Raw genomic sequence first — 22,393 nt, 5'->3', positions numbered from 1 at the left:
CAGCCTGGTCTGGATCGTTCCATGCGGAGTCCGGCAGCCCTCCCGTCCGCGTTTTCCTCGACCCCGTCCCCCACCCGTCCGCGTTTTCCTCGCCGGAGGCCCGCCGCGCCGATCGGTGTCCCGCCGGGCGGTTAGGATCGTCGCCCGTGACGACCCCCCTCAAGACGCTGGTCATCGGCAACGGCGGCCGCGAGCACGCGCTGGCCCGGGCCCTCTCGCTCGATCCCGGCGTCGCCGAGGTGCACGCCGCGCCCGGCAACCCCGGCATCGCCGGCGTCGCGTCGCTCCACGACGTGGACCCGCTCGACCCCGCCTCGGTCGCCGCGCTGGCCCAGCGCCTCGCGGTCGACCTCGTGGTCGTCGGTCCGGAGGCGCCGCTCGTCGCGGGCGTCGCGGACGCCGTCCGCGAGGCCGGCATCGCCTGCTTCGGCCCGTCCGGCGAGGCGGCACAGCTCGAGGGCTCCAAGGCCTTCGCCAAGGAGGTCATGGCGGCCGCGGGCGTCCCCACGGCGGCGGCCCGCGTGTGCACCACGCCCGAGGAGGCCGCGGCGGCGCTCGACGAGTTCGGCGCGCCGTACGTGGTCAAGGACGACGGGCTCGCCGCCGGCAAGGGCGTCGTCGTGACGACCGACCGCGCCGAGGCGCTCGCCCACGCGGGGCAGTGCGAGCGGGTGGTGATCGAGGAGTACCTCGACGGGCCCGAGGTCTCCCTCTTCGCGATCACGGACGGCAGCACGGTCTACCCGCTGCAGCCGGCCCAGGACTTCAAGCGCATCTTCGACGGCGACGAGGGCCCGAACACGGGCGGCATGGGTGCCTACACGCCGCTCGACTGGGCGCCCGAGGGCCTCGTGGACGAGGTGCTCCGCACGGTGCTGCAGCCGACGGTCGACGAGATGGCGCGCCGTGGCACGCCGTTCGCGGGGCTGCTCTACGCCGGGCTCGCCCTCACCTCGCGCGGCACCCGCGTCGTCGAGTTCAACGCCCGCTTCGGCGACCCCGAGACGCAGCCGCTCATGGCGCTGCTCGACTCGCCCCTCGCGCCGCTGCTGCTCGGCGCCGCCACCCGGACGCTCCACGAGGTCGAGCCCCCGCGCTGGAAGCCCGGCGCCGCCCTGGCCGTCGTGCTCGCCTCGGGCGGCTACCCCGAGACCTCCTCGACGGGTGACGTCATCAGCGGCCTCGCCGACGCCGAGGCCGTCGACGGGGTCCACGTCATCCACGCCGGTACGGCGCGGGACGGCGCCGACGTCGTCACCGCGGGTGGCCGCGTGCTGGCCGTGACCGCGGTGGGCCCGTCGCTCGCGGCGGCGCGGTCCGCGGCGTACGCGGGGGTGGAGCGGATCGGCTTCGACGGGGCGCAGCACCGCACGGACATCGCGCTCGCCGCGGAGCGGGGCGAGATCAGCGCCTGACGGGTCGTGGCCCGGTCGGTCAGTACTTCCCGAAGTTCTGCACGTAGTAGAGCCGCCCGTCGGAGCCCTTCGCGACGCCGACGCCGATGTGCGTGAAGTCGCCGAGGATGTTGGCGCGGTGGCCGGGGCTGTCCATCCACGCGTCGACCACGGACGTCACGCCGTAGCCGTAGGCCACGTTCTCCGCCGCCCGCGTCCAGCCGCGCGGCATCTGGCTGGCGTAGTCGGGGTTGTGCTCCATCCGCCGGTTGGCCGCCATCGTCTCCGCCCAGTCCTGGGCCACCGTGGTGATGCCCGACAGCTGCGCGAGGGCGGGCAGGCCCTGGCGGGCACGGGCCGCGTTGGTGTCGGCGACGATGCGGTTGCGGGCCTCGGCGATCTCGTCGGTCGGCGGCGGGGCCGGGGTGCCCACCGTGACGCTCACCCAGCTGCTGCCCACCCACGTGCCGCCGGAGGTCGCGACCGTCCGGAAGGTGCGCACGCCGTCGGTGTCGCCGGCGGGGTGGGTGAACCCGTAGTTCCGGTACGACGGGAGCGACGCCACCGTCGACCACGTCGAGCCGCGCTTCTCCTGGAGCTTGAACGAGCCGGCGTCCGGCAGGAACGTCGAGCGGGCGGCGAGCTGGATCGTGCCGCCCCGGGCCACCTGCGCCGTCGTCGTGCTGAGCGCGGTCGAGGTCGCGGACCGCACCGTGACGGAGACGGCGCGGCTGTGGACCCACGTGCGGCTGTCCGCCTTCGCCGCGACCCGGAAGGTGCGGGTGCCGGGGGTGCTGCCGACGGCCAGCTCGAAGCCGTAGTTGCGGTAGGACGGCAGCTCCTTCGCCGTGACCCACTGCGTGCCGCGGCGCTCCTGCAGCCGGAAGCTCCCCGCGACCGGCGTGAAGGTCGACCGGATCACGACCGTCGTCGTCCCGCCGGCGGCGACCGACGTCGGTGACAGGGTGAGGCTCGTCGTCGCTGCGGCGGAGGCCGGCGGCGGCGCCACGAGCAGCACGCCGACGACCAGCGAGAGGGACAGGACGAGACCGGACAGCAGCTTCCGCACGGGGGGCTCCTCGATGCTCCGAGACATCACCGGGAGGGGGGCGCCGGCGACCGTCCCCCATCGTCGCCGCCCGGCGGCCCTCGCGCCACCCCCCTCCGGGCGAGCGTGGGAGGATGCGGCCCGTGACCCGCGCCTCCGTCCCCAACGTCCTCGCCACGCGCTACGCCGCCGCCGACCTGGCCGGCACCTGGTCCCCCGAGCACAAGATCGTGCTGGAGCGACAGCTGTGGATCGCCGTGCTGAAGGCGCAGCGCGACCTCGGGATCGAGGTGCCGGACGGCGTCGTCGAGGCGTACGAGGCCGTCGTCGACCAGGTCGACCTCGCCTCGATCGCCGCCCGTGAGCGGGTCACCCGCCACGACGTGAAGGCGCGCATCGAGGAGTTCTGCGCCCTCGCGGGCCACGAGCACATCCACAAGGGCATGACGTCGCGCGACCTCACCGAGAACGTCGAGCAGCTGCAGGTGCAGCAGTCGCTCCTGATCCTTCGCGACCGCGCCGTCGCCGCGCTCGCCCGGCTGGCGCGCCTCGCGACCGAGCACGAGACCACCGTCATGGCCGGCCGGTCGCACAACGTGGCCGCGCAGGCCACCACCCTCGGCAAGCGATTCGCGACGATCGCCGACGAGATGCTCGTCGCGGTGCAGCGCATCGAGGAGCTGCTCGCGCGCTACCCGCTCCGCGGCATCAAGGGGCCGGTGGGCACCGCGCAGGACATGCTCGACCTGCTCGGCGGCGACGCGGACAAGCTCGCCGAGCTCGAGGAGCGCGTGGCCGCGCACCTCGGCTTCTCCCGGGTGCTGACCAGCGTCGGCCAGGTCTACCCGCGCTCGCTCGACTTCGAGGTCGTCTCCGCGCTCGTGCAGCTGGTGGCCGGACCGTCGAACCTCGCCACGACCATCCGGCTCATGGCCGGCATCGAGCTGGTCACGGAGGGCTTCAAGGAGGGCCAGGTCGGCTCGTCGGCGATGCCGCACAAGATGAACACGCGCTCCTGCGAGCGGGTCAACGGCCTCGCCGTCATCCTCCGCGGCCACCTCTCGATGGTCGGCGAGCTGGCCGGCGACCAGTGGAACGAGGGCGACGTCTCCTGCTCGGTCGTGCGCCGCGTCGCCCTGCCGGACGCCTTCTTCGCCGCCGACGGCCTGTTCCAGACGTTCCTGACCGTGCTCGACGAGTTCGGGGCGTTCCCGGCCGTGATCCAGCGCGAGCTCGACCGCTACCTGCCGTTCCTCGCCACCACCAAGGTGCTGATGAGCGCCGTCCGCAACGGCGTCGGCCGCGAGAGCGCCCACGAGGCGATCAAGGAGCACGCCGTCGGCGTCGCCCTCGAGATGCGCCAGGGACTGGCCGTCAACGACCTGTACGAGCGCCTCGCGGGCGACGCCCGCCTCGGCCTGACGCGCGAGCAGATCGACGCGCTGGTGGCGGACCCGATCGAGTTCACCGGCGCCGCCCGTGCCCAGGTGCAGGCCGTGGTCGCCGCCGTCGAGGCGCTCGCGGCCGCGCACCCCGAGGCCGCGGCGTACGCGCCGGGGGAGATCCTCTAGGACTGTTCGTCCGCAGGACTCAGCGGCGGGTGCGTCCGCCGCTCGGCCCGGCCCAGGCCCGGGTGAGGTCGGCTCGCCCTGCGGCGGAGAAGCCCGAGGTCCGCAGCAGGTCGAACCAGGCCCGGAGGCGGTCCGGGTCGTGCGGTCGGCCCAGGGCGCGGTCGGCGTCGCGCAGCACCTGGTGGGCGTGCCGCAGCACGTCGTTTCGCACGTAGCCGTTCCGCGTCCACCCCACCTGGCCCAGCCGTCGCTGCCGCGCGAGGTCGTCCGCGAGCTGGCGGGGCTCGCGGTGGTGGGCGCCGTCGTACTCCTGCAGCGTGCGCGTCCCCTCGATCCACAGGTCGCCGCGCGCCACCTGGACCTCGTCGTGCACCACGCGGTGCTGGGTGCGGACGGGCACCTCGCACACGACGTGCAGCATGCGGAGCAGCGTCTCCCAGGGCGATTCGGCGCCGGCGTCGGCCAGCGCGAGCGCCGTGCGGAGACGGCCCACGCCACGTCGCCGGCACTCGCCTGCCCCGTCGAGCACCTCGCGCGGGACACCTGCCGCCAGGGCTCCGTCGACGAGCACGACGAGGTCGAGCACGCCCAGCCAGCGGGCCGCGCTGCGCAGCGTCTCGACGGGGCACGCCACGCGCAGGTCGTCGACGAGCTCGTACGGCGGGGGTGCGGTCAGCCGCTGGACGACCAGCCCGCGACGCTCCACCGTGCCGTCGCGGGGCCCGACGGCGGCGAAGACCGGGACGACGGGTGGCAGCTCCGGGAGCCACCAGCCGCGCAGCCGTGCCGCGGTGAGCCCGGTGAAGCACGCGCGGCGGGGGAGCACCTGCTGCCAGGCGACGAGGTCGGCGACGAACGGGTCGGCGGCATCGGCGGGTCGGTGCACACCGGGGGTGACCGGCGTCCAGGCGCGACGACGGTTTGGCCCGGTGAGGACTGCTGGGGGAGGCGCGGGTCGGGTCGTCCGGATCGGTGGGGTCGGCTGGGACGGCGGCATGGGTCCCGGTCTTCCCGGTGTGGACCGCCCTGGACCCGGCTCTGCCAAGCCTGTGGACAGAGGGCCGGCCGCCCCGCCATGGGTCCGCGGGAGTCCTGCGGAACGGATGCGATTTCGACCGGCCCGAAACTGCGCCCGTTCCGCAGGATCTTTCAGGGACGCTGCCCCTGGGCGGTCAGCCCTGCGGCTGCACGTCCAGCACGACCTCGAACTCGAGCAGGTCGGCACCCGACGCGACGGGCTTGCGCGGTGCCTCGCCCTCGGGCGCGGCGTGCGCGGCGCGGGCGTCGCCGTCGCGCCAGGCGGCGAACGACTCCTCGTCGGCCCAGTGGGTGACGACGAAGTAGCGCGTCTCGCCGGCGGTGGGGCGGAGCAGCTGGAAGCCGAGGAAGCCGGGCTGGCCCTCGACGGTGCCGGCGCGCTCGGCGAAGCGCTTCTCGAGCTCGGGCGCGGCCTGCGGCGGGACGGAGATGGCGTTGATCTTCACGACGGACATGACGCGAGCCTAAGCCGCCGCCGCACCCGACCGAGGCGGGTCTCACACCGTCGTGGGCGTGCGTGCGGCGTACCGGTGCCGTTCCATGGGGTGGCATGACGGCACAGGAGGCGGGACCGGTGACGGTGGCCGCGACCCGGTACGCGGACCCGGCGCGCGAGGCGGAGATGGTCGCGTGGATCCGGGCGGGCACGGCGCTGGCTGAGCAGTTCCCGGGCTTCCTGGGCCACGGCTACGTGCGGTCGGCCGAGGGTGACGACGCGTGGCACATGCTCTACCGGTTCGCGGACCACGAGGCGCTCGCCGGGTGGGAGGCGTCGCCGCAGCGCGCCTGGTGGCTCGGGGCCGCGCAGGGTCTCGTCGGGGAGTTCCGCGTGCAGCGCATGACCGGCATCGAGGGGTGGTTCGACCCGCCCGAGCACCACGACGTGGCCTATCCGGGCATCCCGACCCCGCCGCCCCGGTGGAAGCAGGCGGTCTCCATCTTCGTGGTCTTCCTCCCGCTCAGCCTGTTCCTCGGCGAGGCCGGCGCGCGCCTGCTGCCCGACCTGGCGCTGCACTGGCGGATCGTCCTGCAGACCGCAGTGGCCACGCCGGTGATGGTCTGGTTCGGGCTGCCGTGGATCACGCGGCTGCTGGAGCCGTGGCTGCAGGGCCGTCCTCGCCAGGGACGCCGGGGACGACGGTGACGCGGGTGGGAGGATGACGCCCGTGATCGCGAACATCCCGCCCGCCCCGGTCGTCGAGGGCGCCACGCACCTGCACTCCGGCAAGGTGCGCGACCTCTACCGCATCGACGCCGGCGAGCACGCGGGCCGGCTGCTCATGGTGGCGAGCGACCGGATCTCGGCGTACGACCACGTGCTCTCCTCGACCATCCCCGACAAGGGCGAGCTGCTGACGCGGATGTCGCTGTGGTGGTTCGACCAGCTGGCCGACCTCGTGCCGAACCACGTCGTCTCCACCGACGTGCCCGCCGCCGTCGCGGGCCGCGCCGTCGTCTGCGCGAACCTCGAGATGTTCCCCGTCGAGTGCGTCGCGCGGGGCTACCTGACGGGCTCCGGCCTGGCGGACTACCAGGCGACCGGCGAGGTGTGCGGCATCGCGCTCCCGCCCGGCCTGGTCGACGGCGACCGGCTCCCGGCGCCGGTCTTCACACCGGCGACGAAGGCGGACCTCGGCGACCACGACGAGAACGTCTCGTTCGACGCCGTCGCCCGCACCGTCGGCGCCCACGACGCGGAGGCGCTGCGCGAGCTCACCCTGCGCGTCTACGCGCGCGCCGAGGAGCTCGCGCGCGAGCGCGGCATCCTGCTCGCCGACACCAAGCTCGAGTTCGGCCGCGTGCCCGGTGAGGGGGAGCGCGGCACCATCGTGCTCGCCGACGAGGTCCTCACCCCGGACTCGTCGCGCTACTGGCCCGCCGACGACTGGCAGCCGGGGCGCACCCAGGCGTCCTTCGACAAGCAGGTGGTGCGCAACTGGCTCACCTCCGACGCGGCGGGCTGGAACCGCACGTCGGGCGCCGAGCCGCCCGCGCTGCCCGCGGAGGTCGTGGCCCTCACCCGCGCCCGGTACGTCGAGGCCTACGAGCGGCTCACCGGAGAGAGGTTCTGACGTGCCCGTCCCCCGGTTGATCGCCGACCTCACGGTGCCGTTCGCGGCGTCCCCCGACGTCGTGCACGCCTACCTCGCCGACCCGGCCAACCGGCCGGAGTGGCAGTCCAGCCTGCGGCGGGTGGCCGCCGTGGCGGCGGTCGGCGACCACCCCGGCGACACCGGTACGTCGTGGGAGGACGTGACCCTCGTCCCCGGCGTGCGGCCGCGGATGACGGTCGAGGCGAGCGAGCCGCCCCACCGCTGGGTGGAGGCCGGGACCTGGCGCTTCGTGCGGGCCACCCTCGCGATGACCTACACGCCCCGGGCCGACGGGGGCACCGACGCCCGGGCGGTGGCCCACCTGGAGGTGCCGGGACCGCTCACGCCGCTGGCCCTCGCCCTGCGGGTGGCTGCCCCGCCCGCGCTCCGTGCGGACCTGCGCTCGGCCGCGCGGCTGTTGGCGCGCCGTACCGGGTGACGGGCCTCACTACCTGGCAGTAGGTTGAGCCCCATGACCAACCTGTCGTCCCTGCTCGAGGGCTCCGCGCAGCAGTTCCCCGCCCGCACCGCGATCATCCTCGGCGACACCCGCCTGAGCTACGCCCAGGTCGACGGTGCCGCCAACCAGGTCGCGAACCTGCTCGTCTCCCGCGGCATCAAGCCGGGCGACAAGGTGGCGCTGACCTGCCCGAACCTGCCGTACTTCTCGATCGTCTACTACGGCATCCTCAAGGCCGGCGCGACGGTGGTGCCCCTCAACGTGCTGCTCAAAGCCCGCGAGATCGCCTACCACCTCGACGACTCCGACGCGAAGGCCTACTTCTGCTTCCAGGGCACGCCCGAGCTGCCGATGGGCGCCGAGGGCAAGGCGGGCTTCGACCAGACGCCCGGCGCGGAGCACTTCTTCGTCATCACGGCCGACCCGGCCGCGCCGTCGCCGATCGAGGGCGCGGAGACGTTCGGCCAGGCGCTCGCCGGCCAGGCGCCGACCTTCGAGCCCGTCGCCACCGACGACGGCGACACCGCGGTCATCCTCTACACGTCGGGCACGACCGGCCAGCCCAAGGGCGCCGAGCTCAGCCACTCCAACATGCTGTCGAACGCGCTGGTGAGCGAGCAGCTCTTCGGCGCGGACGCGGAGAACCCCGACACCTACCTGTGCGTGCTGCCGCTCTTCCACTCCTTCGGCCAGACGGTCATCCAGAACAGCGCGTTCGCCTTCGGCGGCACCGTGGTGATGCTGCCGCGCTTCGAGGCCGAGCCCGCCCTGGGCCTGATGCTGAAGGAGAAGGTGACCTTCTTCGCGGGCGTGCCGACGATGTACTGGGGCCTCCTGGGCGCGCTCGACGACTCGGTCGACGTCTCCAGCCTCGCCGCCAACCTCCGCGTCGCGGCCGCCGGCGGCTCCGCGCTGCCCAAGGAGGTGCACAAGAACTTCCAGCAGAAGTTCGGCGTGACCATCCTCGAGGGCTATGGCCTCTCCGAGACCTCCCCGGTCGCGTCGTTCTCGCCCTTCGGCGAGGAGCCGCGGGTCGGCTCGATCGGCACCCCCATCCCCGGCGTGGAGATGAAGCTGATCGACGCCGAGTGGAACGAGGTCACCGAGGACGACGCCGTCGGCGAGATCGCGATCAAGGGCCCGAACATCATGAAGGGCTACTACGGCCGCCCCGACGCCACGGCTGCCGCCATCCAGGACGGCTGGTTCCGCTCGGGCGACCTCGGCAAGAAGGACGCCGACGGCTGGTACTACATCGTCGACCGCGCCAAGGACATGATCATCCGCGGCGGCTTCAACGTGTACCCGCGCGAGATCGAGGAGGTGCTGATGACGCACCCCGCGGTCTCGCTCGCCGCCGTCATCGGCGTGCCGCACGAGTCGCACGGCGAGGAGGTCAAGGCGTACGTCATCCTCGACAAGACGGCCGACCCGGTGACCGCCGACGAGCTGGTCGCCTGGGGCAAGGAGCAGTTCGCGGCGTACAAGTACCCGCGCACCGTGGAGGTCGTCGAGACCCTCCCGATGACGGCCACCGGCAAGATCCTCAAGCGCGAGCTCGACTGACCGTTCCCCGGCCGCCGGGTTTCTCCGGCGGCCGGGGCGGGAACGACCTCCGCCGGTTCCGCCCCCGATCGGGAGAGGGGTGGCGACGGAGGAGGACCCGGATGGTCGACATCGACACCCTGCTGTCCTGGAAGCCGACCGACCTGGCAGCCGTGGGCGACCGGCTCAACGAGGACCGCAGGACGCTGCTCGACCTGCAGGACGAGGTCGACGACGGGTACCCCCCGAGCACGTGGACGGGCGACGGCTCGACCGCCGCCCGCACGAACCACACGCGGCTCCGCGACGACCTCAACGACCTGGTGGCCGAGATCGCCCCGGTCATCACCGCCATCGACAGCGCAGCCTCGACGATCCTCGCCGCGCAGCAGAAGGTCGAGGCCGCGCGGCAGACGATCGCCGCCCGTGGCTGGCTCCTGTCGACGGCCGGCGGGCAGGTCCGGGCCGATCCCCCGGCGGGCGCCGAGGAGGGCGACGGCGACCGCGAGGCCGTCCAGGGCGCGGTCGACGAGATCACGACGGCGCTCTCCGACGCCCAGCAGGCGGACGCGGACCTCGCGGCCGTGCTGGGCAACGCGGAGTCGAACCAGTACGACGGGGGCACCGGCACGCTGTCCGACGCGGGCCTGCCGCCCCACCTGCAGGGGCTCAGCGAGGCGGAGCTCGTCGACTACTTCATGGAGCACCCGGAGGAGACGGCGCCCTACGTCGACCAGCTCTCGACGCAGCAGCAGCAGGCGCTGGGCGAGTCCCTGGCGGGCCAGCTCGAGCGGCTGGACTACGGCGACTGGAACTACGGCGACCAGGAGACCGACGCCGACGACTGGCTGACCGACTCCGAGCTGGCCCAGCTCAACGCGCAGCTGGCGGCCTTCGGCCACAACGCGACGGTCGCGACCACGGCGCTGAACCAGATCGGTCCCGAGACCTACCTCGAGCTGCAGCAGAACCTGCTCATGCCCCACGGCGACCAGGGCACCGAGCCGCCGACGATCGGCACGATGGGCGAGTCGCAGCGTCAGCTCGGCGCCCTGCTGGCGGCCGGCACCTCGGGCATCACCGCCGACGGGCAGGCCGGGTCGACCACCCACGTGCCGGAGGAATGGGTCGACGACCTCGTCGACCACGCGACGTCGACCGACTACAACTACAACTGGGGCCCCGACACGGTCAACGGCCTCCAGCTGCTGGGCGTCGCGGCCGGCGAGCCCGGTCACGGCACGTACTTCCTCAACCGGCTGGGCTCCGAGGTCGAGCGCTACGAGGCCGACTACATGGCCGAGAACGGCGGCGTCCCCTGGTCGCAGTGGTCCTCCGGTCCGGACTCGCGCCTCGACTACACGGCGTACGGCGCGGACGACGGCCGGTCGTGGGACGAGCTCATGTCCGAGAACCGCCTCGACCCGGGGACCCCGAGCGGGTTCGACCCGATGGCCGGGGTCTTCGAGGGCATGGCGCACAACCCGGACGCGGCCCGGGAGTTCCTGTCGGGCGACCCCTACGTCGCCGAGGGCCAGGACGCCCCGGAGAACCGGATCGACTACTACCTCAACGACCGCGAGTGGGACACCAGCCCGCACGAGGACGAGTGGGTCACCGGCATGCGGCACTTCGGCGACGCGCTCGTGTCGGCGACCACCGAGTCGCCGACACCGGTGTCCGCCGACCTCGCGGAGCAGGCGGTGACCGCGGCCCAGGGTGGGGCGCTCGACGACTACCCGTCGCTGCAGCGCGACTACGCGACGATCCTCGGCGCCTACATGCCTGACGTGTACGACGCGTTCAGCGGCCCCGGCGCCCAGGACCTGCAGTCGCAGGGCGACACCAACCCGTGGCTGCCGGGCGAGCAGACCGCCGACATGCGGGCGCGCTTCTCCGAGGCGGAGCTGCGCGACGTGCTCCAGCAGGTCGGTCAGGACGAGACGGCCGGCCAGAACCTGACGGGCGCGGCGACCCTCTACGCGAACTACGGGTACGACGCGGTCTTCAGCGGCGCGGTCGACGCCGGCGCCGAGGGCCAGGACCTCACGGGCCAGTGGAACTCGCGGCTCGACAACGCGGTCTCGTCCGTCAACTCGCCGTTCGCCGACGTGGTCGGCTCCCTCGGCGAGGGCTACAGCGAGCACCTGCGGGCGGAGGGCCTGCGCGCCGACCAGGAGGCCAGCAACGCCGGTGACGGCTACTGGCAGGCGGGCGGATACGTCGCGAACAAGCTCGCCGGCGAGATCCCCTTCGTCGGTGCGGTGGCCCCGGACGTCGTGGACGCCGCGGTCGACGGCATCACCGGGCTCAACGACGTGGACACCACCAACGAGGTGCGCGCCGACATCGGCTCCTACGTCTACAACACCGAGGGCGCGCTGCAGGGCGTGGCGGAGGGCGCGGTCTACCGCAACCTGCCGGTGGACTACCTCCAGCAGTACGCCCCCGAGCTGGTCGGTCCGGACGGCCGCGCGGTGCCGATGAACGAGTGGACGCAGGCCCAGGCGGATGCCTGGGCGAGCCTGAACGGCACGAGCGGGCCCGGCGGCGTGGCCGGCCAGCTCTCCAGCGACCTCGCCGACCAGCTCGACGGGTCCGCCAGCCAGACGGAGCGCCAGGACGGCAACTGAGCCGGTCCCGGCAGGAGGAGGTACAGGCATGACCGTGGCCATGGTCCGTTCGGACATCGAGAGCGCGGCGGAGCGGATCGGCGCGGCCGGCGAGGCGGTGGACGGCCTGTCCGCCGGCGAGCACGCCGGCCAGATCGCGTCGGCGTTGCCGGGCTCCACCTCGGCCCCGGCGTCGACGACGCTGCAAACCACCTGGACGCAGGAGTACGACGGCTGGGCCCGGCGGGTGCGTGAGCACGCGCAGGCGATGCGCGACTCCGCGGCCGACCTGGATGAGACCGACATCACCGTCGCCGCCGGCATGCGGCCCGGCGTGCCCCAGCCCATCTGATGGGGCTGCGGGGGTCACGTCGATCGGTCGTCGGCACGGCGGTGGCGATCGCCGTCGCGGTCGTCGTGGTGGCGGTGGTCGCCGTCGTGGCGCTCGTGCGCGGCGACGAGAACCCGGCGGTGGACGCCGGCCTGGCCGAGATCGCCGAGGAGTCGCCCATCGACCTGCTCGTGGGCGGGGACGGGCTGCCGGACGACGCAGCCGAGCGGCTGCGCCTCGTGCTCGTCGCGACCCCGTGGTCGGCGGAGCAGGCCGCGCGCGTGGCCGCTGTCCTGCCGTACGCCCTGGCCCCCGACGCGGGCACCGACGACGCCGCCGGTCTGCTCACGACCGCCGTCACGGTCGTCGCCGACGCCGACGACGTCCAGCCCGGGCTCGCGGACGCGTTCCTGGCGACGCTCGCCCGGTGGCCGTCCGCCGTCCACACGGCGCTGGGTGGGCAGGTGCCGGCCGGCTCCGGTCGCGTTGACGCCCTCGGGCCGGACCTCCCGCGTGACGACCTGCTGCGGGCCGTCACCGTGGCCGCCCGCGAGGGCGGCGGGGGACAGCTCTTCGCCACGACGTACGGCGCCTGGGCGGCCGACGTCTTCCGCGCCGACCTCGCCGTGGCGGTCGCCGACGCCGGTGCCATCGGACCGGACGTGGTCGAGGGTGCCGGCTCGGCGTACGTCGGGGCGGTGCGGATCGCCGAGGCGGTCCGCGACGGCGAGTGCACCGACGGGGTCGACTGCTGGACGGTGGAGCGGTCGCTCGAGGGAGCGCTGGCTCCGCCGCTCCTCCAGGTCGTGCTCGACGCGTACGACCCGGAGGACGTGCCGCCCGGGCTCGCCGGGCCCGACGGACGACCGATCCGCCTCGACCTGGCGACGATGACGCCGGACGAGCGGGCGGCGTACGGCGACTACTACGCCAGCGTGACGTCCGCGACGCCGGTCATCGCGGAGCTCGGCGAGATCTGACGTCTCAGGCGAACGGGTTGGGCAGGGCGCCGGGGAGGTCGGCGAGGAGCTCGCGGGCGCGGGCGGCGTGCTTGTGCTCGACCAGCACCTCGTAGCGCGTCGCGACGACGGAGCTGACGGAGCTGAAGTCCCGGCGGCCGCCCGTCGCGGCGTACCCGAGCACCGCCCAGACCACGCTGAACGCCACGCCCAGCAGGACCGTCGAGAGCAGGATCGCGCCGAGGCCCTGGTCGACGAAGAACGAGAAGATGAGGCCCAGGAAGAGTCCGAGCCACGCGCCCGAGATGGCGCCGGCCGCGGCGACCTTCGGATAGGTGAGCCGACCGGTGACGCGCTCGACCTGCTTGAGGTCGGTGCCGACGATCATGCAGTTCTCGACGGGGAACTCGGCGTCGGAGAGGTGGTCGACGGTGCGCTGGGCGGCGGCGTAGTCGTCGTACACCGCGAGCGACTGCGGGAACTCGAGGGACAGGGCGCCGGCAGCGCCGGGCGGGACGCGGTTGGACATGCCTCCAGTGTGCCGCGCCGCCCCTGATCAGGGCAGTGTGCGGAGCGTCTCCGCGACCGTGCGCGCGAAGACCCCGCCGCCCTGCTCGCCGGGGTGGATCCCGTCGGAGGCGAAGTCGGTGACCTGCGCGGCCGCCTGGTCCCAGCGGGCGAGGCCGACCCAGGGGTGGGCGGTCACGAACGCCTGGAGCTTGCGGTTGACCTCGGGCATCCAGGAGCGGTCGCCGTGGGCCGTGACGAGCACCAGCCGGTGCCCCTCACCCATGGCTGCGACGATGGCGCTGAGGTCGCGGCTGCTGATGTCGCCGTTCGTGCCGAGGGCGACCACGAGGTAGGGCCGCAGCCGGCCCGACTCCCGCAGCGCGGTCACGATCGCGGGCGCCTCCGCGAGCTGGCGCCCGACGGCGGCGTCGACGCCGACGCCGGGGAGCTCGGCCACGAGGCCGGGGGCGGCCGCGAGCGTGACCGAGTCACCGATGACGACGGTCTGCGCGCCGATCTCGGCGGGCGTGGCCCCCTCCAGGGCCGGCGGCGCCGGCTGGTCGGGCTCCTCCGGCGCCGCGCCCGACCCGTCGTCCAGCGCGGCTCCCGACGCGGCCAGCGCGTCCTGGCCGGCCGCGACGAGGCTCTCCACCTGGCCGCGGTCCGGCGCCTGGCGGAGGCCCTGGCCGGCCAGCAGGCCCAGGGCCGCCAGGCCGACGAGCAGCACGGCGCCCCGGGGGAGCAGGTCCGCGCGGACGACCCGCCAGGCCCGCCGGCCGGCGCCCCGGAAGCCGTGGCGCAGGATCGGCCGCTCGACGTACCGCCAGCTCAACGACGCCGCCGCGAGGGTGAGGTAGACCGTCAGGGCGCCGCGCAGCATGCCCGAGCTGTCGGGGAACGCGCCGCGCAGCAGCACGAGGACGGGCCAGTGCCACAGGTAGATGCCGTAGCTCCGCTCGCCCAGCCACACCACGGGGCGGGTCGCGAGCACCGCGCGGACCGGTCCGCCGCGGCGGACGACGAGCCCCACGAGGAGGAGGGCCGTCGCGAGGGCGACGGCGGCGATGCCGCCGCGATAGGTCAGGTCGAGGCCGTCGCGCAGCCTCGCCATGCCGAGGAGCACGCCGAGCGCCGCCGCGACCGGTACGACGGGATGCGTCAGCGCGCGCTGCACCGCGGCCACCCGCGCGGTGCGCGGCGCGCCGGTCAGCAGCGGCACGGCGAGGGCGGCGGCCGCGCCGAGCAGGAGGCCGAAGCCGTGGGTGTCGGTGCCGAAGTAGAGGCGGCTCGGGTCCTGGCCCGGGGTGTGGAGCCACGCCATCGCGCCGGCGCTGGCGGCCGCCGCGCCGAGCACCACGAGGACCCGTGTGCGGGGTCGTCGGACCGCGACGAGGAGGAGCGCGAGGACCAGCGGCCAGGCGAGGTAGAACTGCTCCTCGACCGCCAGCGACCACAGGTGCTGCAGGAGCGGCGGGTCGGTGTGGTCGAAGTAGGAGAACTCGGCGCTCGCCTGGAACCAGTTGCTGGTGAACGTCAGCGCCGACAGCACCTGCTCGCGCAGGCGGCCGCTGACGACCGGGCCGACGAGGGCCGCAGCCGCCGCGACGGTGACGAGCAGCGTCAGCAGGGCGGGCAGGAGACGCTGGGCGCGCCGTACCCAGAACCTGACGAGACCCGGACCGCCCTCCACCCGGCGCTGGTGGACCAGGCTGGCCGTGATGACGAAACCGGAGATGACGAAGAAGACGTCGACGCCGAGGTAACCGCCCGGCACGAGCGTCGGGAACAGGTGGTAGAGCACCACGGCCGTGACCGCGACCCCGCGGAGCCCATCGATGGCGCGCACCCGCGGCGGGTGGGGCGTCCCGGCGGGCTGGGGGCTCGTGTGCGGGTCGACCGTCGGGGCCGCCTCGGCCGCCGGACGCGGCGCGGAGCCGGCCTCGGGCGACCGCTGGAGGGTGGCGGTGGGAGGAGTCATGGGGGAGGGAAGCACCTGGGGTCGGGGAGGCTGACAACCCGATCGAGTTTCGCACAGGTGCTGCTCCGGCACATAGGATGACGCCCCGTAGCCCCCGCAGCAGTCCCCAGCACCTCCAGGAGCGCCCCGTGGCCCGTGTGGTCGTCGACGTCATGCCCAAGCCCGAGATCCTCGACCCGCAGGGCAAGGCGGTGGCCGGCGCCCTGCCGCGCCTCGGCTTCACCGGCATCAGCGAGGTCCGCCAGGGCAAGCGCTTCGAGCTCGAGGTCGCCGAGGTCACCGACGAGGTGCTCGCGCAGGTCCACGAGGCCGCCGAGAAGCTGCTGTCCAACCCCGTGATCGAGAACTTCACGGTGCGGGTGGAGGACCAGGCGTGAAGATCGGCGTCGTCACCTTCCCCGGCTCGCTCGACGACGTCGACGCGCAGCGCGCGGTCCGCATCGGCGGCAACGAGGCCGTGGCGCTCTGGCACGGCGACGAGGACCTCCACGGCGTCGACGCGATCGTGCTGCCGGGCGGCTTCTCCTACGGCGACTACCTGCGCTGCGGCGCCATCTCGCGCTTCTCGCCGGTGATGACGTCGCTGGTCGAGGCGGCCGGGAAGGGCATGCCCGTCCTGGGCATCTGCAACGGCTTCCAGGTGCTCTGCGAGTCCCACCTGCTCCCCGGTGCGCTCATCCGCAACGACCACCGCAAGTTCATCTGCCGCGACCAGCGCCTCCGCATCGAGAACGCGACGACGGCGTGGACCTCGGCGTACGAGGCCGGCCAGGAGATCACGGTCGTGCTGAAGAACGGCGAGGGGGCCTACGTCGCGGACGAGGCGACGCTCGACCGCCTCGAGGGCGAGGGCCAGGTCGTGGCGCGCTACCTGGGCAACCCCAACGGGTCCCAGCGCGACATCGCCGGCGTCACCAACGCCGCGGGCAACGTCGTGGGCCTCATGCCGCACCCCGAGCACGCGGTGGAGCACCTCACCGGCCCCGGCACCGACGGGCTCGGCTTCTTCACATCGCTCGTCGAGCGGGCGTTCGCCTGATCTACGACACGCCGTCGTAGGATGCGGGTCATGTCGCCCCGCCGCCTGTTCCGTGTCGTCGCCGTCACCGAGGCCTGCACCTGGGCCCTCCTGCTCGTCGGCATGTTCCTGAAGTACGTCACGGAGACGACCGAGGCGGTCGTCAGCGTCGGCGGCATGCTCCACGGCATCGCCTTCATCGCCTACCTGCTGACGACGATCGTCGTGGCGCAGGACCAGCGGTGGTCCTTCGGCCGCACGATCACGGGCCTCGCCTCCGCGGTCCCGCCGTTCTTCACCGTCTGGTTCGACCTCGCGACGGAGCGCAAGGGCCTGCTCGGCGACACGTGGCGCCTCGCGAGCGAGCCGGCGTCGGGTGGCCTGGAGAAGCCCGTCTCCTGGCTCGTGCGCAAGCCGCTCCAGGGCCTCGCCGCCGGCGTCGTCGCCGTCGCCGTGCTGACCGGCCTCGCACTCCTCGCCGGGCCCCCGGTCGGCTGAGGTCGGCTGAGGTCGGCGGGCCTCAGGCCTCCCTCAGCAACGCGCGTCACCCTCGGGGGATGGGTCGTCCGCGTCGTACCGTCCTCGTCACCTCCCGCTGGGTCGCCTCCGCCGCCGTGATGGCGGCGATGGCGACGGGAGCGGCCGCCGCGTCGGAGGACGGTCCCGCGGGTCCCGCCGGCGGCACGTCCGTGTCAGCCGCCGGCCATGCGGCCGAGGAGCTCCAGCGGGGCGTCGATCTCCGCAAGGCGTAGCACCACCCACTCCAGGTCGTCGGCGCCCGCCACGATCCGCGTCCACCCGGGCTCGGGGTCCGGCTCGGCGCGCGGCGCTCCCACCGGTCCAGACCAGCGACCCCCGATCCGGGTCCGCTGAGCGCCGATCCACCAATTCGGCGGCGGTGCGCTCGCGCTCCCCCTAGGCTCCCTGAGAATCGTCTGAGGAGAGGGAGCACATGCGCACCACCACCACGACCGGCGTCGTCGCAGCCGCCGCGCTCGCCATCGGCGGGCTGACGCTCGCGCCGGCCCAGGCGGCAGCGCCCGGGGGCATCACCATCAGCGGCCCGACCTACCCGACGCCGCAGGCCGAGGACACGGAGTGGTCGCCCTACGTCTCCGAGACGTGCGGGTTCGAGGTGACGTTCAAGGACGCGACCCCGGCGGCCGACTACGACGCCACGATCGCCAGCGCCGACGGCACCGAGCTCGACCTGGTGTGGTGGGTCGACTACGACAGCCGGGGCAACGGCATCGTGGGCATCGACTGCGGCTACGACGACGTGCTCCTGGTCGACGGCGAGACCTACCTGGTGACGGTGCAGGAGTACACGGCCCGCGGCGCGAAGGGCGAGTCGACCACGGCCGAGATCGTGTACGACGAGGTCGACGCCCCGGTCGACGCGTGGGTCGCGGTCGACGGCGTGCGCGCCGGCGACACGCTGCCGACCGCCCGGGCGATCGACATCGCCTACGAGGGCGCCTGGGAGGAGGGCTCGACCTTCACCACGCGGGTGAGCGTCGTGCCGCGCGAGGTCGTCGAGAGCGACTACGAGGTCGACGAGGACCCGTTCGTCGACGTCCTCAACCGCACCGTCACCGGCTCCGCGCCGGTGTCGCGCTTCTCGCTGCCCCACCACCTCGGCGGCGACTACGTCTTCGTGTCGGTCCGCGCCGACAAGGCGGGCAAGGCGCCGGTCTACGTCACCCTCGACCCGTTCGAGGTCGTCACCTCCCCGCCGACCTCGACGGTCCCGTCGGGCTGGATCACGTCGCCGGGCACGAAGTCGGGCAAGGCCTACGTCGGCTCGGCCGTCGGCGTCTCGGCCCCGACGATCACGCACTCGGGCAAGGTGGCCGAGGTCAAGACCTACTACCAGTGGTTCCTCGACGGCAAGAAGATCCCCGGCGCGACCAAGCGCACCTACGTCCCGCCGACGCAGGCCCTGGGCCGGCAGCTGACGCTGGGCATCCAGTTCTCGGCGCCGGGCTACTTCGCCCGTAGCGGCTCGTTCGGCTTCGGCACGGTGGGCCAGCGTTCGGTGCCGGCCGGCTGGATCAAGTCCCCGGCCGTGAAGTCCGGCGCCCCCCGCGTCGGTCGTGCCTCCTCGGTGTCGGGTCCGACGCTGACGCCGACCGCGGTGTCCTCGGGCGCGAAGGTCCACTACCAGTGGTTCGTCAACGGTCAGAAGGTCCCCGGCGCCACGTCGCGCTCGTGGACGCCGACCGCGAGCACCCGCGGCACGACCCTCACGCTCGGCATCGCGGTCAGCAAGCCGACGTGGAAGTCGCTCAACCAGACGGTGTCCTTCGGCCGCATCGGCTGACCGACCCACCCCTGGGCTCGTGGCCCCAGCGCGACGGAAATCGTCGCGCTGGGGCCACGACTCGTTGCGTCGCGGGCCGGGAGGTCCAGACCACTCGACCGGATCCGGCATCGGGTGAGCGACGATCTGGCGATCTGGCCGCGTCGTGCTCCGCCGTCCTCTAGCGTGCGCACCACGAGCCCGGTGCACGTCGCACCGGGCTCCTTACGTGGAGGGGGACCCATGCGCACCATCGTCAGGTCCGGCGTCGTCGTCGCCGGCACCGCAGCTCTTGCCGCCAGCGGGCTCACGCTGGTCGGGCCGGCCCAGGCCGAACCCGTCGGGCTGTCGATCACCGACATCCACTACCTGACGATGGACGACCTGCCGGAGGAGTTCCCCGACGAGCTCTTCCTGCCCTACGTCGCGCCGTTCTGCGGGATCGCGCTCGAGTTCGACGACGCCACCCCGGGCTCCGACTACCGCCTGCGGCTGTCGCCCCAGGCCGACGTGGAGTCCGAGGCCGGCTGGTACGCCGAGGACCAGACCGGCTACGGCTACATCGACTGCGGCTACGGCGACGACGTGCTCGTCGACGGTCAGACCTACACGATCACGGTCGAGCAGCTCGGCATCCGCGGCCGCGTGGTCGAGTCGACGAGCACGGAGTTCACCTACGACGAGATCGACGCCCCGGTGGACGCGCGGCTCGAGGTCGCGGGCCAGACCCTCGAGGAGGAGCTCCCGACCGGCAAGCCCATCGACATCGCGTTCGACGGCGCCTGGGAGGAGGGCGTGACCTTCCACACCCGCGTCGTCACCGTGTCGGAGGAGGACTGGGACTACTGGGGCTGGGGCTTCGACAGCGACTTCCGCACGGCCGACCGTGCGGCGGTCGCGACGGCCGCCCGCGCCGCGGCGCGTGACGACGAGGACGTCGCCGTGGTGGTCGTCGACGGCGAGGAGCTGGAGCTGCCCTTCGAGCTCGTCGTCGACGAGGTCACGACCGGCGCGCCCGTGACCCGCTTCTCGCTGCCCCACACCGCCGGCGACAGCCTGGCCTTCGTCTCGATCCGCGCCGAGAAGGCGGACCGCGGCTCGGTCTACCTGGGCTGGGACGTGCCGTGGTGGGTCGTCACCTCCGACCCGGTCGCGCAGTTCCCGGCGGGCTGGATCAAGAACCCGGGTCGCAAGTCCGGCGCTCCGGTCGCGGGCTCCTCGGTCGGCGTCACCCCGGCCGTGCTCACGCACACCGGTGCGGTGTCCGGCGTGAAGGCCAACTACCAGTGGTTCCTCGACGGCAAGAAGATCCCGGCGCGCCACGAAGCGCACCTACGTCCCGCCGGCGCCGTCGGTCGGCCGCCACCTGACGCTCGGCATCCAGCTCACCGCCCCCGGCTACTTCCCGCGCAACGGCTCGTTCGACTTCGGTCGCGTCGGCCAGCGCTCGGTGCCCGCCGGCTGGGTGGCCGCTCCCGCGATCCGCTCGGGCGCGCCCCGCGTCGGTCGGGCCTCGTCGGTCACCGGACCCGCCCTGACCGCCACCGCGGTCTCGTCGGGCGCGACGGTCTACTACCAGTGGTTCGCCGACGGCGTGAAGGTGCCGGGCGCGCGGTCGGCCTCGTGGACGCCCACCGCGGCGTACCGGGGCAAGAACCTCACCCTCGGGATCGCCATCGCCAGGCCGGCCTGGAAGTCGCTGCACCAGACGGTGTCGTTCGGCCGCATCGGCTGACGTCCCGCCTCGCCGTACGTCGTGGGCTCTCAGCCCAGGCGTACGGCGAGGATGGCGACGTCGTCGTCCTCGAAGGGCCCCAGGGCCGTCAGCACGTGGTCGCACAGGGCGTCGGGCCCGAGGTCCGGCTGGTCCGCCACGGCCGCACGCAGGCGCTCCATGCCCGCGTCGAGCAGCTCGCCGCGCCTCTCGACGAGACCGTCGGTGTAGAGCAGCAGGGTCGATCCCGCCGGCACGTTGGCCTCGAGGTCGCTGCGCACGGTCTCGGGATCGATGCCGAGCAGCATCTGGCCGGCGTCGTCGAGCAACGCGGCCGTGCCGTCCGGGCCGAGCAGCACCGGCGGCGGGTGGCCGGCGTTGGCCCAGCGGATCGTGTAGCCGCGCCCGCCCCCCGGTCGTTCGGCGAGGACCACCTCCGCGAGGAGGAAGGTCGCCACGGCGTCGACCTCGAAGTGGGCAATCGCCTGGTCGAGCAGCTCGGTCACCTGGGCCGGGCTGGGCCGAGAGCTCGAGCGGGTGCCCGCGAGCACGATGCCGCGCACCAGGCTGCGCAGCTGCCCCATCGCCGCGGCGGAGCGACCGTCGTGACCGGCGACGTCGCCGATCGCGACCACCAGCGGCCCGTCGGGGAGCGGGAACGTGTCGTGCCAGTCGCCGCCGACCTGCTGGCGCGCGGACGCGGGCACGTAGCGGCTGGCGGTGCGGGGGCCCTCCGCCCGGGGCGTGTCGTGGCGGGAGGCGAGCATGGCGGCCTGCAGCTCGAGCGAGAGCGCCCGGTCGCTCGCGGCGTCGGCCCGCTCCCCCTGGAGGCCGCGGATGCGGATCACCGCCGCGGCGAGCATGTCGGCGACGACCTGGAGGAAGGGCCCGAGGTCCTCGTCCGCGGCGCTGTCGCCGCGGCACACGAGGATCGTCTGGCCGTGCAGCCAGGCGGCGGGACCGAGCGCCGCGAGGGGCACCGCGCCGGCGGGGACCTCCGCGTCCTCCTTCGGCTCCCACGCCACGATGCCGTGCCCGGGGCGGATCGCGTCGGGGCGCGTCCACCAGCGGTCGGCCCCCGGGACGGCTGCGCCCTCGGCGTCGGCCTCCTCCACTGCTCCGGCCACCGGCACGACGCTGCGCGTGCCGGGCGCGGCCGGCTCGGTGACGGGCGCCGGCATGCGCACGTCGACGACCTCCATGGACGGCAGCTCGTTGCGCAGCATGCCGAGCGCGGCGACCCGCAGGGTGAGGAGCGACTGGGCCCCGGCGGTCGCGCTGCCGAGGGCGTTGAGCAGCCGCAGCTGACGCTGGGCGAGGACCTGCCGGGTCGTCTCGATCGAGACCCCGTGCACCGCCACGATCGTGCCGTCGAGGTCGCGCACGGGGGAGTAGGCGTAGCTGTACCAGTGCTCCGCGACCCGTCCGTCACGCTCCACCGGCACGAGGGAGTCCTCGAGCCACGCGGGGCGTCCGTGCTCGAGGACGTCGGTGATGAGCGGTCCGACCCGGCTCCACGACTCCGGGAACGACGCCTCGGCCGGCTGGCCGAGGACCGCGGGGTGCCGGTCGCCGATCACCGCGGCGATGGCGTCGTTGTAGAAGTAGGTGCGCTCGTCCCCCCAGAACAGCACCGACGGGATCGGGGTGGCCAGCACCAGCCGCACCGCGACGACGAGGGCGGGTGACCACGTGGACGGCGGGCCGACCGCGGTGGCGGCCCAGTCGACGCGCTCGTATGCCTCGAGCAGGTCCGGGCTCGCCGCGCCCGCGCTCGAGCGCAGGCTCTGGAAGGGCTCCACGAGCGGGATCCTAGGTGG

22 protein-coding genes are annotated in these 22,393 nt (G+C 73.8%); 15 read left to right on the top strand and 7 right to left on the bottom strand.

Translation table 11 applies throughout. The features are described 5' to 3' along the window. Nucleotides 1-146 precede the first annotated feature (146 nt). A complete protein-coding gene (purD, locus tag QE405_RS15645) occupies nt 147-1,415 on the top strand; it encodes a phosphoribosylamine--glycine ligase (RefSeq protein ID WP_307202398.1) in 1,269 nt (422 codons plus the stop codon). A 19-nt stretch (nt 1,416-1,434) separates the two neighbouring features. On the opposite strand, the gene QE405_RS15640 is transcribed toward purD, so the two are convergent. Continuing rightward, nucleotides 1,435-2,463, bottom strand: coding sequence for a CAP domain-containing protein (locus tag QE405_RS15640; protein WP_307202396.1), 1,029 nt, complete (start codon nt 2,461-2,463; stop codon nt 1,435-1,437). A 122-nt stretch (nt 2,464-2,585) separates the two neighbouring features. Here QE405_RS15640 and purB point away from each other — a divergent pair, with 122 nt between their 5' ends. After that, nucleotides 2,586-4,013, top strand: coding sequence for an adenylosuccinate lyase (purB, locus tag QE405_RS15635; protein ID WP_373459470.1), 1,428 nt, complete (start codon nt 2,586-2,588; stop codon nt 4,011-4,013). A 19-nt stretch (nt 4,014-4,032) separates the two neighbouring features. Here the strand turns inward: purB and QE405_RS15630 are convergent, their stop codons facing one another. Next, nucleotides 4,033-4,899 (bottom strand): hypothetical protein, encoded by an 867-nt coding sequence (locus QE405_RS15630; protein WP_307202392.1) that lies wholly within the window; start codon nt 4,897-4,899, stop codon nt 4,033-4,035. A gap of 286 nt (nt 4,900-5,185) precedes the next feature. Continuing rightward, nucleotides 5,186-5,506: an antibiotic biosynthesis monooxygenase family protein gene (locus QE405_RS15625; RefSeq protein ID WP_307202390.1), complete on the bottom strand. Its 321-nt coding sequence runs from the start codon at nt 5,504-5,506 to the stop codon at nt 5,186-5,188. 95 nt (nt 5,507-5,601) lie between these two features. Here QE405_RS15625 and QE405_RS15620 point away from each other — a divergent pair, with 95 nt between their 5' ends. From QE405_RS15620 to QE405_RS15590, 7 genes are all read left to right on the top strand, one after another. Next, on the top strand, nt 5,602-6,195 hold the full coding sequence (locus QE405_RS15620) for an antibiotic biosynthesis monooxygenase (RefSeq protein WP_307202388.1): 594 nt from the start codon (nt 5,602-5,604) through the stop codon (nt 6,193-6,195). Nucleotides 6,196-6,220: 25 nt separating this feature from the next. After that, entirely contained in the window at nt 6,221-7,123 is a 903-nt protein-coding gene (locus QE405_RS15615; RefSeq protein ID WP_373459495.1) for a phosphoribosylaminoimidazolesuccinocarboxamide synthase, read from the top strand. A 1-nt stretch (nt 7,124) separates the two neighbouring features. Beyond that, the gene (locus tag QE405_RS15610) at nt 7,125-7,583 is read left to right on the top strand and encodes an SRPBCC family protein (protein ID WP_307202386.1); all 459 of its coding nucleotides are present in this window, start codon (nt 7,125-7,127) and stop codon (nt 7,581-7,583) included. A 33-nt stretch (nt 7,584-7,616) separates the two neighbouring features. Continuing rightward, entirely contained in the window at nt 7,617-9,170 is a 1,554-nt protein-coding gene (locus QE405_RS15605; RefSeq protein ID WP_307202385.1) for a long-chain-fatty-acid--CoA ligase, read from the top strand. Nucleotides 9,171-9,271: 101 nt separating this feature from the next. Beyond that, nucleotides 9,272-11,782: a DUF6571 family protein gene (locus QE405_RS15600; RefSeq protein WP_307202383.1), complete on the top strand. Its 2,511-nt coding sequence runs from the start codon at nt 9,272-9,274 to the stop codon at nt 11,780-11,782. Nucleotides 11,783-11,810: 28 nt separating this feature from the next. Next, a complete protein-coding gene (locus QE405_RS15595; RefSeq protein ID WP_307202381.1) occupies nt 11,811-12,113 on the top strand; it encodes a hypothetical protein in 303 nt (100 codons plus the stop codon). 41 nt (nt 12,114-12,154) lie between these two features. Beyond that, entirely contained in the window at nt 12,155-13,072 is a 918-nt protein-coding gene (locus QE405_RS15590; RefSeq protein WP_307202379.1) for a hypothetical protein, read from the top strand. A 4-nt stretch (nt 13,073-13,076) separates the two neighbouring features. Here QE405_RS15590 and QE405_RS15585 read toward each other — a convergent pair whose 3' ends face one another. Both QE405_RS15585 and QE405_RS15580 read right to left on the bottom strand, forming a co-directional pair. Next, nucleotides 13,077-13,580 (bottom strand): general stress protein, encoded by a 504-nt coding sequence (locus QE405_RS15585; RefSeq protein WP_307202377.1) that lies wholly within the window; start codon nt 13,578-13,580, stop codon nt 13,077-13,079. 27 nt (nt 13,581-13,607) lie between these two features. Continuing rightward, on the bottom strand, nt 13,608-15,539 hold the full coding sequence (locus QE405_RS15580) for an acyltransferase family protein (RefSeq protein ID WP_307202375.1): 1,932 nt from the start codon (nt 15,537-15,539) through the stop codon (nt 13,608-13,610). 128 nt (nt 15,540-15,667) lie between these two features. Here QE405_RS15580 and purS point away from each other — a divergent pair, with 128 nt between their 5' ends. The 5 genes from purS (at nt 15,668) to QE405_RS15555 (ending at nt 18,880) form a co-directional block, all read left to right on the top strand. Continuing rightward, nucleotides 15,668-15,916: a phosphoribosylformylglycinamidine synthase subunit PurS gene (gene purS, locus QE405_RS15575; RefSeq protein WP_163774636.1), complete on the top strand. Its 249-nt coding sequence runs from the start codon at nt 15,668-15,670 to the stop codon at nt 15,914-15,916. Next, the gene (purQ, locus tag QE405_RS15570) at nt 15,913-16,578 is read left to right on the top strand and encodes a phosphoribosylformylglycinamidine synthase subunit PurQ (protein ID WP_307202372.1); all 666 of its coding nucleotides are present in this window, start codon (nt 15,913-15,915) and stop codon (nt 16,576-16,578) included. The genes purS and purQ overlap by 4 nt, the downstream gene beginning before the upstream one ends. 30 nt (nt 16,579-16,608) lie before the next feature. Beyond that, on the top strand, nt 16,609-17,055 hold the full coding sequence (locus tag QE405_RS15565) for a DUF3817 domain-containing protein (RefSeq protein ID WP_307202371.1): 447 nt from the start codon (nt 16,609-16,611) through the stop codon (nt 17,053-17,055). Nucleotides 17,056-17,114: 59 nt separating this feature from the next. Further along, complete coding sequence (locus QE405_RS15560; protein WP_307202370.1) at nt 17,115-17,309, top strand: hypothetical protein; 195 nt, start codon at nt 17,115-17,117, stop codon at nt 17,307-17,309. A gap of 200 nt (nt 17,310-17,509) precedes the next feature. Next, nucleotides 17,510-18,880: a hypothetical protein gene (locus QE405_RS15555; protein WP_307202369.1), complete on the top strand. Its 1,371-nt coding sequence runs from the start codon at nt 17,510-17,512 to the stop codon at nt 18,878-18,880. Between the two features lie 204 nt (nt 18,881-19,084). Here the strand turns inward: QE405_RS15555 and QE405_RS15550 are convergent, their stop codons facing one another. Next, nucleotides 19,085-20,182 carry a hypothetical protein gene (locus tag QE405_RS15550; RefSeq protein WP_307202368.1) on the bottom strand — a complete coding sequence of 366 codons (1,098 nt, stop codon included), beginning with the start codon at nt 20,180-20,182 and terminating at the stop codon, nt 19,085-19,087. A 127-nt stretch (nt 20,183-20,309) separates the two neighbouring features. Here QE405_RS15550 and QE405_RS15545 point away from each other — a divergent pair, with 127 nt between their 5' ends. Beyond that, nucleotides 20,310-20,594, top strand: a complete 285-nt coding sequence (locus QE405_RS15545) for a hypothetical protein (protein ID WP_307202366.1) — start codon at nt 20,310-20,312, stop codon at nt 20,592-20,594. Between the two features lie 29 nt (nt 20,595-20,623). Here the strand turns inward: QE405_RS15545 and QE405_RS15540 are convergent, their stop codons facing one another. After that, on the bottom strand, nt 20,624-22,375 hold the full coding sequence (locus tag QE405_RS15540; RefSeq protein WP_307202364.1) for a PP2C family protein-serine/threonine phosphatase: 1,752 nt from the start codon (nt 22,373-22,375) through the stop codon (nt 20,624-20,626). Nucleotides 22,376-22,393: the final 18 nt, after the last annotated feature.

The sequence above is a fragment of the Nocardioides zeae genome (assembly GCF_030818655.1).
Taxonomy (GTDB): Bacteria; Actinomycetota; Actinomycetes; order Propionibacteriales; family Nocardioidaceae; genus Nocardioides; species Nocardioides zeae_A.
This window is presented reverse-complemented; position numbering and strand designations above follow the sequence as displayed.

Bases quoted from the DNA above. Each gene is read 5' to 3' on its own strand.
- QE405_RS15625 (WP_307202390.1), bottom strand. From the start codon at position 5,506: ATGTCCGTCGTGAAGATCAACGCCATCTCCGTCCCGCCGCAGGCCGCG.
- QE405_RS15620 (WP_307202388.1), top strand. From the start codon at position 5,602: ATGACGGCACAGGAGGCGGGACCGGTGACGGTGGCCGCGACCCGGTAC.
- QE405_RS15605 (WP_307202385.1), top strand. From the start codon at position 7,617: ATGACCAACCTGTCGTCCCTGCTCGAGGGCTCCGCGCAGCAGTTCCCC.
- QE405_RS15600 (WP_307202383.1), top strand. From the start codon at position 9,272: ATGGTCGACATCGACACCCTGCTGTCCTGGAAGCCGACCGACCTGGCA.
- QE405_RS15595 (WP_307202381.1), top strand. From the start codon at position 11,811: ATGACCGTGGCCATGGTCCGTTCGGACATCGAGAGCGCGGCGGAGCGG.
- QE405_RS15585 (WP_307202377.1), bottom strand. From the start codon at position 13,580: ATGTCCAACCGCGTCCCGCCCGGCGCTGCCGGCGCCCTGTCCCTCGAG.
- QE405_RS15580 (WP_307202375.1), bottom strand. From the start codon at position 15,539: ATGACTCCTCCCACCGCCACCCTCCAGCGGTCGCCCGAGGCCGGCTCC.
- QE405_RS15565 (WP_307202371.1), top strand. From the start codon at position 16,609: ATGTCGCCCCGCCGCCTGTTCCGTGTCGTCGCCGTCACCGAGGCCTGC.
- QE405_RS15560 (WP_307202370.1), top strand. From the start codon at position 17,115: ATGGGTCGTCCGCGTCGTACCGTCCTCGTCACCTCCCGCTGGGTCGCC.
- QE405_RS15555 (WP_307202369.1), top strand. From the start codon at position 17,510: ATGCGCACCACCACCACGACCGGCGTCGTCGCAGCCGCCGCGCTCGCC.